At 63.0% G+C, this 17708-nt stretch carries 15 protein-coding genes and 1 tRNA gene; 13 read left to right on the top strand and 3 right to left on the bottom strand.

Annotated elements, in window-relative coordinates; all coding sequences use genetic code 11:
- Positions 1-59: 59 nt before the first annotated feature.
- Entirely contained in the window at positions 60-1100 is a 1041-nt protein-coding gene (locus O7A61_RS09495) for an RluA family pseudouridine synthase (protein ID WP_337129483.1), read from the bottom strand.
- Positions 1101-1126: 26 nt separating this feature from the next.
- On the opposite strand from O7A61_RS09495, the gene O7A61_RS09500 reads away from it, so the two are divergent.
- The 4 genes from O7A61_RS09500 (at position 1127) to O7A61_RS09515 (ending at position 3014) form a co-directional block, all read left to right on the top strand.
- Positions 1127-1510 carry a fimbrial protein gene (locus O7A61_RS09500; RefSeq protein WP_337129484.1) on the top strand — a complete coding sequence of 128 codons (384 nt, stop codon included), beginning with the start codon at positions 1127-1129 and terminating at the stop codon, positions 1508-1510.
- Between the two features lie 36 nt (positions 1511-1546).
- Positions 1547-1954: a VOC family protein gene (locus O7A61_RS09505; RefSeq protein ID WP_027141894.1), complete on the top strand. Its 408-nt coding sequence runs from the start codon at positions 1547-1549 to the stop codon at positions 1952-1954.
- Positions 1955-2044: 90 nt separating this feature from the next.
- Positions 2045-2119 (top strand) — tRNA-Glu (locus O7A61_RS09510).
- Positions 2120-2645: 526 nt separating this feature from the next.
- The gene (locus O7A61_RS09515; protein WP_337129499.1) at positions 2646-3014 is read left to right on the top strand and encodes a hypothetical protein; all 369 of its coding nucleotides are present in this window, start codon (positions 2646-2648) and stop codon (positions 3012-3014) included.
- Between the two features lie 98 nt (positions 3015-3112).
- Here the strand turns inward: O7A61_RS09515 and O7A61_RS09520 are convergent, their stop codons facing one another.
- Positions 3113-3328 carry a hypothetical protein gene (locus O7A61_RS09520; RefSeq protein WP_337129485.1) on the bottom strand — a complete coding sequence of 72 codons (216 nt, stop codon included), beginning with the start codon at positions 3326-3328 and terminating at the stop codon, positions 3113-3115.
- 316 nt (positions 3329-3644) lie between these two features.
- On the opposite strand from O7A61_RS09520, the gene O7A61_RS09525 reads away from it, so the two are divergent.
- The 8 genes from O7A61_RS09525 (at position 3645) to phoB (ending at position 15483) form a co-directional block, all read left to right on the top strand.
- Positions 3645-4565, top strand: a complete 921-nt coding sequence (locus O7A61_RS09525; RefSeq protein WP_337129486.1) for a DUF2865 domain-containing protein — start codon at positions 3645-3647, stop codon at positions 4563-4565.
- Between the two features lie 631 nt (positions 4566-5196).
- The gene (locus O7A61_RS09530) at positions 5197-9747 is read left to right on the top strand and encodes a PAS domain-containing protein (protein ID WP_337129487.1); all 4551 of its coding nucleotides are present in this window, start codon (positions 5197-5199) and stop codon (positions 9745-9747) included.
- Between the two features lie 533 nt (positions 9748-10280).
- Positions 10281-11336, top strand: coding sequence for a phosphate ABC transporter substrate-binding protein PstS (pstS, locus tag O7A61_RS09535; RefSeq protein WP_337129489.1), 1056 nt, complete (start codon positions 10281-10283; stop codon positions 11334-11336).
- A gap of 66 nt (positions 11337-11402) precedes the next feature.
- On the top strand, positions 11403-12386 hold the full coding sequence (pstC, locus tag O7A61_RS09540; RefSeq protein ID WP_337105759.1) for a phosphate ABC transporter permease subunit PstC: 984 nt from the start codon (positions 11403-11405) through the stop codon (positions 12384-12386).
- A 3-nt stretch (positions 12387-12389) separates the two neighbouring features.
- Positions 12390-13241, top strand: coding sequence for a phosphate ABC transporter permease PstA (pstA, locus tag O7A61_RS09545; RefSeq protein WP_337129490.1), 852 nt, complete (start codon positions 12390-12392; stop codon positions 13239-13241).
- Entirely contained in the window at positions 13238-14041 is an 804-nt protein-coding gene (gene pstB, locus O7A61_RS09550) for a phosphate ABC transporter ATP-binding protein PstB (protein WP_027141902.1), read from the top strand. Before pstA ends, pstB begins: the two co-directional genes overlap by 4 nt.
- A gap of 25 nt (positions 14042-14066) precedes the next feature.
- Positions 14067-14774, top strand: a complete 708-nt coding sequence (gene phoU / locus O7A61_RS09555; protein WP_337105762.1) for a phosphate signaling complex protein PhoU — start codon at positions 14067-14069, stop codon at positions 14772-14774.
- A 19-nt stretch (positions 14775-14793) separates the two neighbouring features.
- Entirely contained in the window at positions 14794-15483 is a 690-nt protein-coding gene (gene phoB, locus O7A61_RS09560; protein ID WP_010911896.1) for a phosphate regulon transcriptional regulator PhoB, read from the top strand.
- 2 nt (positions 15484-15485) lie between these two features.
- On the opposite strand, the gene O7A61_RS09565 is transcribed toward phoB, so the two are convergent.
- Entirely contained in the window at positions 15486-16733 is a 1248-nt protein-coding gene (locus O7A61_RS09565) for an ROK family protein (RefSeq protein WP_337129493.1), read from the bottom strand.
- 270 nt (positions 16734-17003) lie between these two features.
- On the opposite strand from O7A61_RS09565, the gene O7A61_RS09570 reads away from it, so the two are divergent.
- Positions 17004-17708, top strand: a 705-nt coding sequence (locus O7A61_RS09570; protein WP_337129495.1) for a substrate-binding domain-containing protein, incomplete at its 3' end; no start/stop codon positions are given.

Genomic DNA, 17708 nt, shown 5'->3' on the forward strand with positions numbered 1-17708 from the left:
CACGAAACAGTGTGTCACGCTGAAGTGAACAATGACAGTCAAGTTTTTTGATGGTTGGTTCAGAGTTTGCGGAAGCCGTCGACGAGCTCCTCCATGTCCTCCGGTATCGGCGCCTCGAACCTCATCGTTAGATGGGTAGTGGGGTGCCGAAATGCAAGGAGCCAGGCATGCAAAGCTTGCCGGGAAAATGCCTTGACCTGAGTTTTCAGGGGCTCCGGCAGCCGATTGGCCTTGGTGCGGAACGCCAAGCCGTAATCGGGATCGCCGATAACGGGATGGCCGATATGGGCCATGTGGACGCGGATCTGGTGGGTGCGGCCGGTTTCCAGCCGGCATTCCACGAGGCTCGCGGTGGCGAATTCCCGCTGGCCTTCGCCGAAGCGCTCTTGCACGGCAAAGCGGGTGACGGCGTGGCGCGCGTCGTCGCGGCCTTCCGGCACGACGGCGCGGCGCACCCGGTCGGCGGCGCGGCCAAGCGGCGCATCGATCGTGCCGGCCGGCCTTTGCGGTGTGCCCCAAACCAAAGCCAGGTAGGCGCGTTCGAGGTCGCCGGTCAGGCCGTGGTCGGCGAAGGCTTCCGACAGCGACTTGTGGGCGCGGTCGGTCTTGGCGACCACCATGACGCCGCTGGTCTCCTTGTCGAGGCGGTGGACGATGCCCGGGCGGCGCACCCCGCCAATGCCCGACAGGCTGTCGCCGCAATGGTGGATGAGCGCATTGACCAGCGTGCCGGTCCAGTTGCCGGCGCCGGGGTGAACGACAAGCCCCGCCGGCTTGTTGATGACGATCAACTCGTCGTCTTCGTAGAGCACGTCGAGCGCGATGTTCTCGCCCTGCGGCAGCGCCGGTTCCGGTTCCGGCATGACGACCGACACATGTTCGCCAGCGCTCATCTTGCGCTTGGTTTCGTTGACCGGCTTGCCGTCGATGACGACACCGCCTTGCCTGATCAGCATCTGCACGCGACTGCGTGACATGTCGGGGCCAAGCGCTGCCGCCAGCCACTGGTCGAGGCGTTGGCCGGCCGCATCCGCGCCGGCGACCAGCAAGGTGGGCGCGGCCTCTATCAATTCACGGGCCTCTTCGCTATGAGCGCTCATCGAAAAACCATTCCGGAATATTTGCCATGGCCCGGCCCGATGCCGATGAAGAGCAGGAAAAGCCGCTTGACCCCGCGGTCGACAAGCTGCGCGGCAGGCTCATCCGCTTCATGGCCATCAATCTCGGCCTGCTCCTTCTGGCTCTTATGGTGGTGATCGCGGCGATTGTCTACAAATCACGCAAGGCAACGCCGGTGAGCCCGCCGCTGGCCGGCGACGTCCAGGTGCCCGCCGGCGAACCGCTCAGCGGGGACATCGTGCTGCCGGTAGGCTCCCGGGTGGTCGGTCAGTCACTGTCGGGCAGCCGCCTTTCTATCGACGCCGAGCTTGCCGACGGCAGCCGTGCGATCTTCGTCTATGATATCTCCGAGCGCCGCCTGATCGGCCGTTTTGCAATCCGCAACAAATAGGCAGGCGGCAATGCAGCAAACAAGTTTGCGGCGGACATGACCGGGTTTGCCGAACATCGCCGTGTCGCGACCGTGACGCTGGTCGTCGCCGATTATGACGAGGCGATCGCCTGGTATGTCGAGCGGCTGGGTTTTACCCTGACCGAGGATGTCGGTCTCGGCGGCGGCAAGCGCTGGGTGACCGTCGCGCCGGCCAACGGACAGGGTGCCAGGCTGCTGCTTGCCGAGGCGTCCGACGAGGCGCAGAGGAAAAGCATCGGCAACCAGACCGGCGGCCGGGTCTTCCTGTTCCTCGAAACCGACGATTTTGCCCGCGATCACGCCGCTATGCTGGACAAAGGCGTCGAATTCCGCGAGGCGCCGCGCTTCGAGCCCTACGGCACCGTGGCCGTTTTCGCCGATCTCCACGGCAATCTCTGGGACCTGATCGAGCCGAAACGCTAGCTTGTGGGCGGTTTTTCGTTCGATGCTGCAAAGCCGCCAAACCCCAGTTGCTTTTTCCCAGCCGCCAGCCTATATCGCCCCTTCTTGAACGCGCCCATCGTCTAGCGGTCAGGACACCGCCCTCTCACGGCGGGAACAGGGGTTCGATTCCCCTTGGGCGTACCAAGCAACGGCCCGGTCGTTGCCCTCCTGACAAGCTACAAGTTCGGACCAGTACCTGCATGGCTCGGCATGCCTCGAAAAGAGCGCGCGATGCCCCGTGAAAAACCGGCACGTCCGTATGCCCGAATCCACCTGCCGGAAGCCGAGTTCAGGGCGGGCGCCTGGACCATCCTACCGCAAGATGATGGCCTTCAGGGCTATCGAATCCTGACTTAGTGCGTGGGACGGCAGGCACGTTAAGGTTTGGTTTACCAATAGCCTGTCTACTGGAGACAATTCGCTTTCGGCCCGCGACCACGGATGTACTGGCGCAACTGCCGAGGCGGAAAGGAAAGGTCGGCTCAGTGCCGGCCTTTTTGTTTTTCGGCATTGGCTCGCATCGGTCTCGGTCAGTCGCCCGGGCGGCTTCGCAGTCGGCTCTCTCCGAACAACTTTTCGGCGAGGGATATTGCCATTGCCTGTATCGGCCCTACCATCGATTCCGGCAGTCCGCGCGGATTGCCGGCTGGTCGTGACGATGAGGCGTGCGATGAAACGCGTTGCAAAGCTGGTGATTGCGGGCGTGATGTCGACGGGTGTCGTATGCGCATCGGTTGCCGCAACGCTCAACACCATGGACGCTGTCGGGGCCGCGATCCAGTCGTGCTGGACGCCGCCCGCCGACGCCGGGAATTCGACTGTAACCCTGAGCTTCAGTTTCAAGCGCGACGGTACTCTGATTGGCGCGCCGCGACCAACCGCCGTCAAGGTGGCCGGCGACGACAAGGCGCGTCAGTCGTTCATCGATGCGGCAATAGCGGCGGTGAAGAATTGTACGCCGCTGAGTTTATCGCCGGAGTTGTCGCAAGGAATTGCCGGCAACGTGTTCACACAGCAATTCGTTTCGCCCAAGCAGTAGCGGCACGCCCAAAAAGTCTGCCATGGAACGGGCATCAACGTGGCTGGTTCGTCTGAATCGGAGAGCTGCGTCGGGCGTCTTTCCCCGATTGGCGCAAATCAACGGCTGAGGCGCCGTACTTCGGCATGCCGTGCCAGATCCGGTGTCTCAAAGACATAGTCGCTCCAGGCCGATTCAGGAATCTGCCCGGCCAGATAGCACTCGAGCAACAGGTTTTGCTCGGGGTTGAGCGGCCGTGGGCCACGCTCGTGATCCCGCCCGAGAGAGTGAAAAAGGCTTCTTGTCAGTTCCGACACCGTGAAGTGGATCGACATCTGCGTTCTCCTTCGCCCCTCAACGCAGCAGCACGAGCAAAGGTTTCAAGGCAGAGACCGGTAACGCCCGATTGATCGCATGGCTCGACGCAGGCCTGCCGACGGCCGCGGATCTGTCTCCGTTGCTTCCCGGTTCGTCTCAATCTTGAAATAAAAATGTAATATGGAATTTACATGCAGGACTATATTAAACTAGATGAAGGTCTGTTCAGGCCAGAAGTCCTAAAATATTAGGTATAGCTCATTTAGGGGAAGTTTGCCCAAGTCGAAAGAGCCTAGTTCCGGACTATTCGGCAACAAGGATCATGACGTTCGGATGACCCGTTTCTGTCTTTCCATGATGATCGTGCTGGCAACGGTCGCTGCGTTTGCGTCCGGCACGACACCTTCCTACGCGGACAGCTGTGGTGCGATCAAAAGTCAATTGCTGTCCGCTGGCCGCGGCGGAGGCGTGAGCCCGGCGCTGGCTCAGCTTCGTCGCCAGATCGCGGCAATCCAGGGCCTGGAGAGGCAGCGCAAGTGCACCGCGCAAAGTGCCGCAGGCGGCTTCTTCAACGCTTGTGCCGACCTCGCTCGAAACCGGACGGAGGTGCAGCGCCAGATCGCGGTTGCGTCCAATTCCGGCCGTGACAATTCGGGCCTGCAGGCGCGGTTCGCGGCGCTCGGCTGTTCATCGGGGGTAAAGCAGGAGCGCCCGGCGCCGAAGGCGAAATCCGCGACGGCAGCGGCCGGGGCCGCGACCGGCGGCAATGCGATGCTGTTTTGCGTCCGCCTTTCGGATGGGTATTTCTTCCCCGCGCCAAAGTCGCAATTCGCCGGCAACCGCGATCTCAAGGAAATGGCCGATCAATGCCGTTACATCTGCGATGATCCGGCGGTCGATCTCTACACGCTGAGCGATATCAGCCAGGAAACCGACAGCATGGTGGCGCTCGACACGCGCAAACCATACACCGAGTTGCCGGCCGCTTTCCGGTATCGTGACGATGCCAATTTCAAGGCCTGCGACGTCAAGCGTTATTATCAGCGGGTTGCCAAACTGAGGGCTAGGACGGTGACGCCCGCGAACATGACCAATGCAATCATCCCTTTGCCTCAGGCAAAGCCGGACCTCGGCAGCGTCGCGGCAATTCCGGAAACCGACATCGAGGCTCCGGGTGCCGTTCAGCTCCAGTCGATAGAGCCCGGCAAGCGCACCGTGCGTGTGGTCGGTCCGGCCTTCTTCCCGGCTGAATGACAGGCTGGAGCCAAGCAACCGAGGAAGGCGCGGCGTCGCTACAGGACACTGTTCGCGGGAGCGGTCTGGCGATACTGTCAAACGCCGAACCGTTCTATTCGCAGACCATGCGAACCCTTTGGCCGGGCGCGCTCACGTTCCTGCATGCCAATTGCTTTTCGGAGTCCGATGGCGGGGAAGGCGGCGGTGACGCCCTGGTCTGATGCCGTCTGTGCGGCGCAGGTTTCAGGGCCTTGCGCTCGGAAACCCGTCCAGGGGGGTGTGGCGGCCCCGGAAAGGCGCCGTTGTCGACCCGCGGCTGGTAATCGACATTGGGCGGTGGTCGGTCCCAGATACGCCTGGCGTCGAGCGGCCGCGGGATGATGACCGTGCCGTCATAGCTGCGCGAGCAGCCGCCGCCGAAAAGCAGCGCCACGCCCAGCAAGAAAGGCCCTATTCGTCCATACATTAGCAACACCCCTACGCATGCTTATAGCGCGGCCTTGCCGCGCGCCACAACCGGACGGAATAACGCAGCAGGAACAGGCCGGTTGCGCCGTTAAGGTTAGCGGATCGTTAATGCTTCTGCGGCACATTCCGCCGACGAACCGCGGAGGGAGGGTTCGGCCTTGATTTTCGGGGTGGGGACAGCATGGCGGAATCGAACGAAGCAATCGGCGCGCGCGGCAAGCGTGAGCCCGGCAAGGCAGCCGCGCATGGCGGCGATCGATCGTCCGGCGTAGACATGGATCGCGCCGGCGCGCTTCGCCAGCTCGTCGAAGCGGCTTCGGACTGGACCTGGGAAACCGACGCGGAGCTTCGCTTTTCCTGGCTTTCTCAAGACTATCAGGCTGCGACGGGCATCGATCCGGCTGATGTGCTTGGCCGGTTCCGGTTCGATTTTCTCAATCAGGTCCGGAAGGGCAACCGGAGCGCGGCAGCCCATCTGGAGGACTTGCAGGCGCACCGGCCGTTCCGCGACTTCGTCTACGAACTGAAGGGTGGCCGCCCCGACTGCCGCTGGGTGCTGACATCAGGCTTCCCGCGTTTCGACGACGAAGGAAAATTCGCCGGCTATCGCGGCATAGGCCGCAACGTCACCGCGCTGGCCAGCGCCTTCGAGGACATGGAGCCGCCGGCTGGCGGCGAGCCCGTCCAGCATCTTGCCGATCTCGAACGGACGATGGACGCCATGCATATGGGCGTCGTGCTTCTGGATGCCGGGCTCGACACGCTGATCGTCAACAAGGCCTATCGCGACCTCTCCAGGATTCCGGATGGGGCCGTGACGGTTGGAGCGCCGTTCAGCCTTTTGATGGAACTCAACCGCCGCAACGGCATCTATGGCGACATCGACGAAGAGCAATGGCAGCGCTACCTCGCCACTCGCATCGAGGAGATCAGGGGCGGTACCGTCGCACCTCGGGAGTTTGTCCACACCGACGGGCGGACCATGATGTTCTCGGTCACGGCTCTGTCGGGAGGCAAGCGGCTGCTGACCTACTATGAGGTCACCGAGGTCAAGCGTCGTGACGCGGAGATCGAGAATGCCAACGCCAAGATCGCCGAGACATTCGCCAATCTCCGCACCATGGTCGATCAGATGCCGATCGGTGTCCTCGTCCTCGATGCCGACATGCGTGCCGAGGTCATCAACCGCGCCTTTTACGATTTCTGGCAGATCGACGCCCGGCGCGCCGAGATCGGCTGCAGCTTCCGCGATCTGATGGACGCGAGCCGCGACATAGACCCCTATGGTTCGGACGACGCGACATGGCAGCGGCATGTCGCCGAACGCGAGGCTGAAATCAGAGCCGGCACAGCCGGATCGCGGCAGTTCCCGCGCAATGACGGCCGGACGCTGATCTCGTCGATGGCGGCGCTGGCCGGCGGCAAGCGGTTCATTTCCTACGTCGATGTCACCGACATGAAGGACCGCGAGGCTGAACTTGCCGAGGCGCTGGAAAAGGCGCGGCTGGCGGAGGCCGTGATCAACGGCGTCAAGGATCCGATCTTCGTCAAAGACGACAATCTGCGATTCGTCTTCGTCAACGAGGCCTTCGCGGCGCTGTTCAAGCAGGCGCCGCAAGCCATGCTTGGCAGGCCGGGGGGCGATTTCCTCGGGCCGGCCGACGTCGCGCTGTTCGAAAGCAGCGAACGTGAGGTGCTGGCCGGCGGGCGGCAATATGAAGTGGAAGAAAGCTTCGAGGCCGACGGCGCCAGCCGTTCGCGCATTGTCAGGAAGAACCGCGTCCGCATGGCAAGCGGCCGCGACTATGTCGCCGGCTTTCTCTTCGACATCTCCGACATGAAGCGGCGCGAGACCGAAGCCGAAGATGAGCGCAAGCATCTCGCCAGCGTGCTGGAATCGCTGCCGGCAGGCGTTATCATCTACGACCGGGACGACAAGTTCGTCTTCGCCAACCACAGGCTGCAGGATTCGCTGCCGGCGCTGAAGCCCTTCTGGCAGCCCGGCCGCACGTTCCGCGAAGCGCTGGAGTTCGGCCATTCGGTCGGTTATTTCCGGTCGAGCGGCGATCCTGGGATCGACAGCCTCTACGAAGTCGATTCCGAACGCTGGCTTGACAGCATCCTGGCGCGTTGCCGTCTGCCGAATTCCTCCTATGAGCGCCTCAACGCGGATGGACGCTGGTACCAGGTCTACGACATGCGCACCGGGGACGGCACCTTCATCGGCGTGCGCGTCGACATCACCGATCTGAAGAGCCGCGAGGCTGCGCTTCATCACTCGATGCGCCAGATCGATCTCTTCCGCCATGTCATGGACGAGTTGCCGGTAGCCGCCTTCATCAAGGCGCAGGACCTGAGCATCGAATTCGTCAACAAGGCCTGGTGCGCGCTGACCGGTCTCGCCAAGGACGATGTCATCGGCCGGACCGACCGCCAGCTATTCAGCGGCGAGGAAGCAGAGGGCTTCAGCCAGGACGACACCGATGTCGTGACGAACGGCAATGTGCGTGAGGTCGAGGAGCCCGTCACCCATCGTGACGGAACGGTGCGGCAGTTGGTGACGCGCAAGAGCCGCCTGGTGGCCACGGACGGATCGGTGCATCTGGTCGGCTCCAGCACCGACATCACCGACGTCAAGGCACGCGAGCAAGCTCTGGAAGAGAGCATGCGCGAGAACGAGGTGTTCCGCAGCCTGATCGACAATGTACCGGTCTCGATCTACGCCAAGCGCTCCGATCTCAGGCAGTTCTATGTCAACAAGGGCTGGTGCGACCTCACCGGCTTCAGCAAGCAGGAGGCGATCGGCAACACCGACGTCGAGATCTTCGGGCCGGATGGCGAGGCCTTCGTGGCCAGCGATCTCGCCGTGCTGCGTACCGGCGAGACCCAGGAGATTGAGGAGACGGTGCGCCTTCCCGACGGCAGCGTCAGGCATCAGTTCGCCCGCAAGGGCGCAATGATCGCCTCCGACGGTTCGCTCTATTTGATCGGTTCGACGACCGACATCACGGAACTGAAGCAGCGTGAGGCGGAGCTCAGCGAAGCGCGTCAGCGCGCCGTGCTCGCCGATCGCGCCAAGTCGGAATTCCTCGCCAATATGAGCCACGAGATCCGCACGCCGATGAATGGCGTGCTGGGCATGGCTGAACTGCTGGCCAAATCCAATCTCGACCCGAAGCAGAAGACATTCACCGACATCATCGTCAAATCGGGCAATGCGCTGTTGACCATCATCAACGACATCCTGGATTTCTCCAAGATCGATGCCGGCCAGCTGGTGCTCGACCCGGCGCCCTTCAATCTCGCCGAGGCGATCGAGGACGTGGCGACGCTGGTGTCTACGCGGGCCAAGGAAAAGGACCTCGAGCTCATCGTGCGCATCGAGCCGCGGCTCGAAAGCCTGTTTATCGGCGATGTCGGCCGCATCCGGCAAATCGTCACCAACCTGCTCGGCAATGCGGTGAAGTTCACCGAAGAAGGCCACGTGCTGGTCGATGTGAGCGGCGAACGAGTTCCGACGGGAACCAGGCTGACGATCTCGGTCACCGACACCGGCATCGGCATCCCCGAGGAAAAACAGAAACTGGTGTTCGAGAAATTCAGCCAGGTCGACACGTCGTCGACAAGGCGCCACGAGGGCACCGGGCTTGGCCTTGCCATCACCTCGCGGCTGGTCGACCTGATGGGTGGCGACATCGGCGTCGAGAGCGCCGAAGGCAAGGGGTCGACCTTCTGGTTCACGGTGACGCTGCCGGGGGCCGGGCAGCAGAACGGGCAGCGCATCACGCCGGTGGACGTGACGGGCGCACGCGTGCTGATCGTCGACGACAATGCCGTCAACCGCGCCATCCTGACCGAGCAGATGACCTCTTGGACGTTCGATTCCTGCGCGGCCGAAAGCGGCGCCGAAGGTCTCAAGGTGCTGATCGCCGCGGCAGCCTATGGCGTGGCGGTGGATTGTGTCGTGCTCGACTATCAGATGCCTGAGATGAGCGGCGCCGAAATGGCGCGCATCGTGCGCAACACCGAGGGCCTCGCGGACACGCCGATCATCATGCTGACCTCGGTCGACCAGTCGCTTGCCAACACCAGCTACCGCGATCTCGGCATCGACGCGCAGTTGATCAAGCCGGCACGCTCCTCGGTGCTCCTGGAGACCCTGGTCGCGACCATCCAGCGCCATCGCCACGCCACCAACGACCAGGCCGTTCAGCCGCCAGCGAGCGAGGCGCTCGAGATTACCCCGCGGTCGCCTCTGGCGCTTTCCGGGCAGCGCGCGCAGTTGCAGCCGCCGCCGGTTCGTCCCAGGCTGCCTGCCACCGGGGGCGGGCACAGGCTCGATATCCTCGTGGCCGAGGACAATGAGGTGAACCAGATGGTCTTCACCCAGATCCTCGGCGAGACCGGCTACGGTTTCGAGATCGTCGGCAATGGCCGCAAGGCACTCGACGCCTTCGGCACGCTCAATCCGTGCATGATCCTGATGGATGTCTCGATGCCGGAGATGAGCGGTCTCGAAGCGACGGCCGCGATCCGCCTGCTGGAGCAGGAAACCGGTACGCATGTGCCGATCGTCGGCGTCACCGCGCATGCGCTCAAGGGTGACCGCGAACGCTGCCTGGAGGCGGGCATGGACGACTATCTGCCCAAGCCGATCAGCCCCAAGGCCCTGCTCGAGAAGGTCGAGCGCTGGGTCGGCGCCGGCCGTCAGGTCCACCGCAACGCGGGATAGCGCCCGCGTCGCCTGGATTTAGGATCCGGTGAGGCAAATCGAGGGAATCACCAGGGGATTTGCCGCTACTTCCGCGTGCAGTGACTATGGCGCGATCGCGCCATATCAAAGACGGTGTCCAGCCGGAACAATAGTAAAATCGAATTCCGCTCTTCTCAGTTACGGGCGGGAGCAGCGACCGCCTGCAAGAAACAGTGTCACTCTACCCCAACGGACCTGTTTTTGGCGATGGCCCGGCCATGACACGCTCTGGCTGCGAGCAACGCGCTCCCGTCCGGATTTTCTTCACTTGGGAAAGCCCCGTCGAATTCCGGGTGCTTCCACCCGTCGAACGGCTCAAGCCCCTGATTCCGGCGGTAAACTCGGACCGCGCCGCGCAGCGCCCGACACCGGTGCTTTTCCCGGTGCCGGCGACGCGTTACCGGGCTGACATGAAACTGTCATGCGACTGTTATAATCCAAGGCTATTGGCCTCAGCGGGCGCCGGAAAGAAGTGGCGCCGAGAGACCATCTTCCGAACAGGAGCAGGCCACATGAGACATTTCATCCGCTCGGCGGCCGTTGCGATTGCAATGGCTGCGGCGTCCACCCTCACCCTTTCCGCAGCAATGGCAGCTGATCTTTCCGGCGCCGGCTCGACCTTCATCTATCCGGTGTTCGCCAAATGGGCCGACACCTACAAGAAGGACACCGGCATCGGTCTCAACTACCAGTCGATCGGCTCCGGCGGCGGCATCAAGCAGGTCATCGCCAAGACCGTGACCTTCGGCGCCACCGACAAGCCGATGTCCGATGCAGACCTCGAAAAGAACGGCCTCGTGCAGTTCCCGATGGTGATGGGCGGCATCGTGCCGATCGTCAACCTCACGGGCATCAAGCCGGGCGAACTCGTCCTCGACGGCAAGACGCTGGCCCAGATCTATCTCGGCGCCATCACCACCTGGGACGACGCCGCGATCAAGGCGCTGAACCCCTCGCTCACCCTGCCGTCGACCGCGATCGCCGTCGTGCATCGCTCGGACGGTTCGGGCACGACCTTCAACTTCACCGACTACCTGGTGAAACTGTCGCCCGACTGGAAGGACAAGGTTGGTTCGGACACGGCCGTCGAATGGCCGACCGGCGTCGGCGCCAAGGGCAGCGAAGGCGTTGCCAACACCGTCAAGCAGACCGACGGCGGCATCGGCTACGTCGAATATGCCTATGCCAAGCAGAACAAGCTGTCCTACTCCAAGATGGTGAATGCAGCCGGCAAGGTTGTCGAGCCGTCGCTCGAATCCTTCGGCGCCGCCGCTTCGAATGCCGACTTCAAGGGCGCGAAGAACTTCAACGTCATCATCACCAACGAGCCCGGCGACGCCACCTGGCCGATCGCCGCCTCGACCTGGGTGCTGATCCACAAGGCTCCGGACGATGCCGCTGCCACCGGCGAAGCGCTGAAGTTCTTTGCCTGGGCCTACAAGGACGGCAAAGAAACCGCCAAGACGCTCGACTACGTGTCGATCCCCGACAGCGTCGTCGACCTGATCAAGGCTTCGTGGAAGGCCGACATCCAGGCCGGCGGCAAGCCGGTCTACGCTGGCGAGTAACATCACCCGAAGGAGCGCCGCTTCACGCGGCGCTCCTTTTTCTCAACACAAAGAGCCGAGCTTGACATGAGTGCTGTCCAGGAAGCCTTGCCAGCCATTAAGGGCTCGCGCGACGCCATCGTCAGACGCTTCGCGTTAACAGATTCGATCTTCCATGGGCTGACCCGCGCCGCCGCCATTCTCGTGCTGGTGTTGCTTGGCGGCGTCGCCATCTCGTTGTTTGCCGGTTCCTGGCAGGCACTGTCGACCTTCGGCTTCTCGTTTCTGACCAGCGAGAGCTGGAACCCGGTGACGGAGAAATTCGGCGCCCTGGCGCCTATCTATGGCACCATTGTCACATCGGCCATCGCCATCCTGATCGCCGTGCCGCTCGGCATCGGCATTGCCATTTTTCTCACCGAGCTTTGCCCGCGCCCGCTTCGGCGCCCAATCGGCATGGCGGTGGAACTGCTGGCCGGCATTCCTTCGATCATCTACGGCATCTGGGGCCTGTTCGTCCTGGCGCCGTTCCTGCAGACGACGGTGCAGCCCTTCATCATCAGCGTTTTCCATGGCGTTCCCGGTCTTGGCAGCCTGTTTGCCGGTCCGCCCTACGGCATCGGCCTGCTGACCTCGTCGCTGATCCTCGCCATCATGGTGCTGCCCTTCATCACCTCGATCACCAAGGACGTGTTCGACACGGTGCCGCCGGTGCTGAAGGAGTCCGCCTACGGCATTGGCTGCACGACCTGGGAAGTGACACGTCGCGTCGTCATCCCTTACACCCGCATCGGCATCATGGGCGGCGTCATGCTTGGCCTTGGCCGCGCGCTCGGCGAAACCATGGCGGTGACCTTCGTGATCGGTAATGCGCACCGCATCTCGACCTCGCTGTTCGCGCCGGCAACGACAATCTCCGCGACCATCGCCAATGAATTCACCGAAGCCGTCGGCGACCTCTATACGTCCTCGCTGGTAGCGCTTGGCCTGATCCTGTTCGTCATCACTTTCCTCATCCTTGCCATCGCACGCTACATGCTGATGCGCATCGACGCCCGCACCGGAGCCTGACCGATGTCGACAGCCTCGTCGCTTCACAGCCGCCGCAAGACCAGAAACTCGGTGATGATGACGCTGTGCGTCGCCGCCGCGGGCATCGGGCTTGCCTGGCTGGCACTGATCCTCGGCGCATTGGTCTACAAAGGCGCAGCCGGGCTCTCCCTTGATGTGTTTACGCAGATGACGCCGCCCCCCGGCGATGCCGGCGGCCTGCTGAACGCTATCTATGGCAGCGTGGTGATGACGGTCATCGCCGTTATCGTCGGCACGCCAATCGGTGTTCTGGCCGGCACCTACATGGCCGAATACGGCCGCTTCTCGAAACTCACCACCGTGGTGCGCTTCATCAACGACATTCTGCTATCGGCGCCGTCGATCATCATTGGCCTGTTTGTCTACGAATTGATGGTGCGGCCGATGGGGCATTTCTCGGCGATCGCCGGCGCCGTCGCGCTGGCCATCCTGGTCATCCCCGTGGTCGTGCGCACCACCGAGGACATGCTCAACCTGGTGCCGAACGCCTTGCGCGAAGCCGGCACCGCGATCGGCGCGCCGCGCTGGGTGGTCATCAAATCAGTGGCTTATCGTGCAGCACTTTCCGGCATCGTCACCGGCATATTGCTGTCGATCGCCCGCATCTCCGGCGAGACGGCGCCGCTGCTCTTCACCGCGCTCAACAACCAGTTCTGGTCGAGCAATCTCAACGCGCCGATGGCCAGCCTGCCGGTCACCATCTTCCAGTTCGCTCTCAGCCCCTATGAGGAATGGCAGCAACTGGCCTGGACCGGCGCACTCATAATCACATTGACGGTTCTCGCGCTCAGCATCTTTGCGCGCAGCCTGACCGGACGCAGAGAGGACAAATGAGCCAGATGTTGTCTCCAGACATGACGATTGCCACCGAGGCAGCCGCCAAGGCGAAGATCGAGGTCAAGAACCTCAATTTCTACTACGGCCAGTCGAAGGCGCTGAAGGACATCACGTTGTCGCTGCCCGAGCGCAGCGTGACGGCCTTCATCGGACCGTCGGGTTGCGGAAAGTCGACGCTGCTGCGCGTCTTCAACCGCATCTACGAACTCTACCCCAAGCAGACCGCCGAGGGCCAGGTGCTGCTCGACGGCCAGAACGTTCTCGACCGTTCGCAGGATCTCAACCTGCTGCGGACCAAGATCGGCATGGTGTTCCAGAAGCCGACGCCGTTCCCGATGTCGATCTATGAGAACATCGCTTTCGGTGTCAGGCTCTATGAGAAGATCAGCAAGGCCGAGATGGACGGCCGTGTCGAGCAGGCGCTGAAGCGCGCCGCATTGTGGACCGAGGTCAAGGACAAGCTGAACGCCAGCGGCCTCAGCCTGTCGGGCGGCCAGCAGCAGCGTCTTTGCATCGCCCGCACCGTGGCGGTGAAGCCGGAGGTCATCCTGCTCGACGAGCCGGCCTCGGCGCTCGATCCGCTGTCGACCGCCAAGATCGAGGAACTGATCGACGAGTTGCAGGCCGACTACACGATCGTCATCGTCACCCACAATATGCAGCAGGCGGCGCGCGTGTCACGCCAGACGGCTTTCATGTATCTGGGCGAACTGGTCGAATTCGACAAGACCGAGAAGATCTTCACGTCGCCTCGCGAGAAGCGCACGCAGGACTACATCACCGGCCGCTTCGGCTGATATCACGCATACGAGGACCAGGATCATGGCCGAACATACAGTCGCAGCCTTCGACGAGGATCTCGGACAGATCAGCAGGCTGATCAGCGACATGGGCGATCTCGCCGGCACGATGGTCGGCGGCGCCACCAAGGCGCTGCTGAATTCCGACAACGCGCTGGCACAGCGCGTCGTCTCCGACGACGCCATCATGGACGCGCGCCAGCGCGAGCTCGACGACCGAGCCATCACCCTCATCGCCAAGCGTCAGCCGATGGCCGACGATCTGCGTCATGTCGTCGGCTCGATCCGGATGGCGGGCGATCTCGAGCGCATCGGCGACCTTGCCAAGAACATTGCCAAGCGCGTCGGCTCCGTCGGCCTCTCCGCCACGCCACGCGACCTGTCGCATTCGATCGACTCCATGGCGCAGCTGGTGCTGATCCAGGTGCAGGGCGTGGTCGAGGAATATGCGGCCGGCGATGCCGCCGCACTCGCCAAGCTCAGGAATGACGACGAACGCATCGATGTCAAATACACATCGGTGTTCCGCGAACTCCTGACCTACATGATGGAAGACCCGCGCAACATCACGGCTTGCACGCATCTTTTGTTCTGCGCCAAGAATCTCGAACGCATCGGCGACCACGTGACCAACATTGCCGAGAATGCATATTATGTGCTGACCGGCACGCAACTGCCCGCCAACCGTCCGAAGCAGGACGAGACGGCGATGTCGGTGCCGGCGGCTTGACGGCAGGGATGATCAATCGATGATCGCGCCACGCATCATGGTGGTGGAGGACGAGGAGCCGCTCGGCGTGCTCCTCCGCTACAATCTGGAATCGGAAGGCTACCAGGTCGAGGTGGTGACACGCGGCGACGAAGCCGAGATCCGCCTCCAGGAGAACGTGCCCGACCTCCTGGTGCTCGACTGGATGGTGCCGGCGGTTTCCGGCATCGAACTCTGTCGGCGCCTGCGAATGCGGCCCGAGACCGAGAGGCTGCCGATCATCATGCTGACGGCGCGCGGCGAGGAGAGCGACCGCGTGCGCGGCCTCTCGACCGGTGCCGACGACTATCTGGTCAAGCCGTTCTCGACACCGGAATTCATGGCCCGGGTCAAGGCGCTGCTGCGCCGCGCCAAGCCGGAAGTGCTGTCCAGCGTGCTCAAGGTCGGCGACATCGTGCTCGACCGGGAATCGCACCGGGTCTATCGCAAGAAGAGCGAGATCCGGCTCGGGCCGACCGAGTTTCGCCTGCTGGAATTCATGATGCGCCATCCCGGCCGCGTGTTCTCGCGCAGCCAGTTGCTCGACAATGTCTGGGGCGAGACGATCTATATCGATGAACGCACCGTGGACGTGCATGTCGGCCGGCTGCGCAAGGCGGTTAACAATGGCCGTATGCCGGACGTGATCCGCACCATTCGCGGCGCTGGCTACGCGATCCGCGAAGACTGAAATCAGGCTACATTCTTGCCCGGAACGCCGGGCTTCGCCAGCACGCCCGGCGCGAAAATCTCCTGGTCCACGAAGGTCAATGCGCGCATAGCGCAACCTTCGCGGATGAGCGGCAGCTCGTTCGGCTCGGTGTCGAAGGAAATCGATTCCGAATGCTGGCCGCCGGCGGTCTGGGCGATGGCCTCGCGCAAGGCCGGCTCGATCAGGTCGAAGGCGGCGGCGCTGACGCCGACCATGGCGACGGGTGCGGGATCGATCAGCGCGAACAGGCTGCCCAGTCCATAGCCCAGCGCCTCGCCGGCCTTGCGATAGGCTTCGCGCTCCGGTCCGTCTTTCTCCCTTGCCGTCGCGGCGAGTGTCCGCATCTGCGCATCGCTGACATCTGCGACCGGTTCGGCGTCCTCGCCAAGCTGCCTGGCGTTGCGCCAGATGGCGTAGTTGCCGGCATAGGCCTCGACGCAGCCGCGCCGCCCGCAGCGGCAGAGCGCGCCTCCCGGGCGATGGATCATGTGGCCGAACTCGCCTCCCGATGAATGCGTGCCGGTGAACAGCTCGCCCTTCAGCACCAGGCCCATGCCGATGCCGTGCGAGAGCAGGATGGCGATGAAGTCGTCGCGGTAGCGTTCGGGGTCGCGCCAGCGCAGCGCCACCGCCATCATGTTGCAGTCGTTCTCCATGGTGGCGGGGATGCCGAACTCGGCTTCAAGTATGTCGGCGAAGGGAATGTCCGTCTGCGGCGTGATCGGCGACCACAGCATCGCACGCGCCTCGGTGTCAGTGATGCCCTGGATCGCCAGCGCGATGCGGGCAATACTGCGGACGTCGAGATCGGGGTCCTCGAGGCGCCGCCGCACTATTGCCGTGCATTCGCCGATCAGCGCCTCGCGCGACATGGTCAGCGTGTCCAGCCGGCGCTGTTCCTCGGCGACCACCTGGCCGGCATAATCGATGACGGCGACGGACAGGAAATTCAGCGACAGCACCACGGTCATCACAGCCGCGGCCTCGGGGTTGAGGCCAAGGCCAACCTGCGGCCGGCCGCGTTTCAATGAGCCGGCCTCGTTCGGCTTGCCTTCGGTCAGGATACCCTCGCCGATCAGGTCGGCTGATATCGCCGATATGGTCGAGTGGCTGAGGCCGGTGGTGGCGGCGATCTCGGTGCGCGAGGGCTGACCACCCTGACGCACGGCTGCAATCACCATGGCGCGGTTGCGCCGGCGCAGATCGTCGTGGCGGATTCCGACCGACATGTTTACCACATCCTCCCGTCGCCGCGGTTCTTGACACCCCTTCGAACATCTCCGGCAACGGGTCGAATACTGGCAGAAGCGGCAGGAGCTGTCATTTATTTATTGCGGGACCCGAAAAAAGGTACACGGCACCTCAAAATCCATCAGAATCGATGTTGACAGTGTTCCGACGATGGACCAGTGTTTTTTCGAGGCTCGAAAAAATGGAGCCTTTGTGCCGGCCTTCGGGCCAGTTTGGTCGCGCCATACGCGGCGCAGGGAGGATATATCATGACGAGATTCACAGTCGCCATCCTGGCGGGTGTCGCCATGTCGCTGACGCTGGCGTCGGTGGCGCAGGCGAAGGACAAGGTCATCGGCGTTTCGTGGTCGAATTTCCAGGAAGAGCGCTGGAAGACCGACGAGGCCGCCATGAAGAAGGCGATCGAGGCCGCGGGCGACAAGTACATTTCCGCCGATGCGCAGTCCAATCCCGGCAAGCAGCTGACCGATGTCGAAAGCCTGATTTCGCAGGGCGCCAATTCGCTGATCATCCTGGCGCAGGATGCTTCGGCCATCGGCCCGGCGGTGCAGAAGGCGCTCGACGAGGGCATTCCGGTCGTCGGCTATGACCGCCTGATCGAGAACAAGGACGTCTTCTACCTGACCTTCGACAACAAGGAAGTCGGCCGCATGCAGGCCCGCGAGGTGTTCAAGGTGAAGCCTGAAGGCAATTACGTCTTCATCAAGGGCTCGGGTGCCGATCCGAATGCCGACTTCCTGTTCTCGGGCTCGATGGAAGTGCTGAAGGAAGCCATCGACAGCGGCAAGATCAAGAATGTCGGCGAAGCCTATACGGACGGCTGGCTGCCCGCCAACGCCCAGAAGAACATGGAGCAGTTCCTCACCGCCAACGACAATAAGGTCGACGCCGTGGTCGCGGCCAATGACGGCACCGCCGGCGGCGTCGTCGCGGCGCTGACGGCGCAGGGGCTC

This window comes from Mesorhizobium sp. Cs1321R2N1, assembly GCF_037179725.1.
GTDB classification, from domain to species: Bacteria; Pseudomonadota; Alphaproteobacteria; order Rhizobiales; family Rhizobiaceae; genus Mesorhizobium; species Mesorhizobium salmacidum.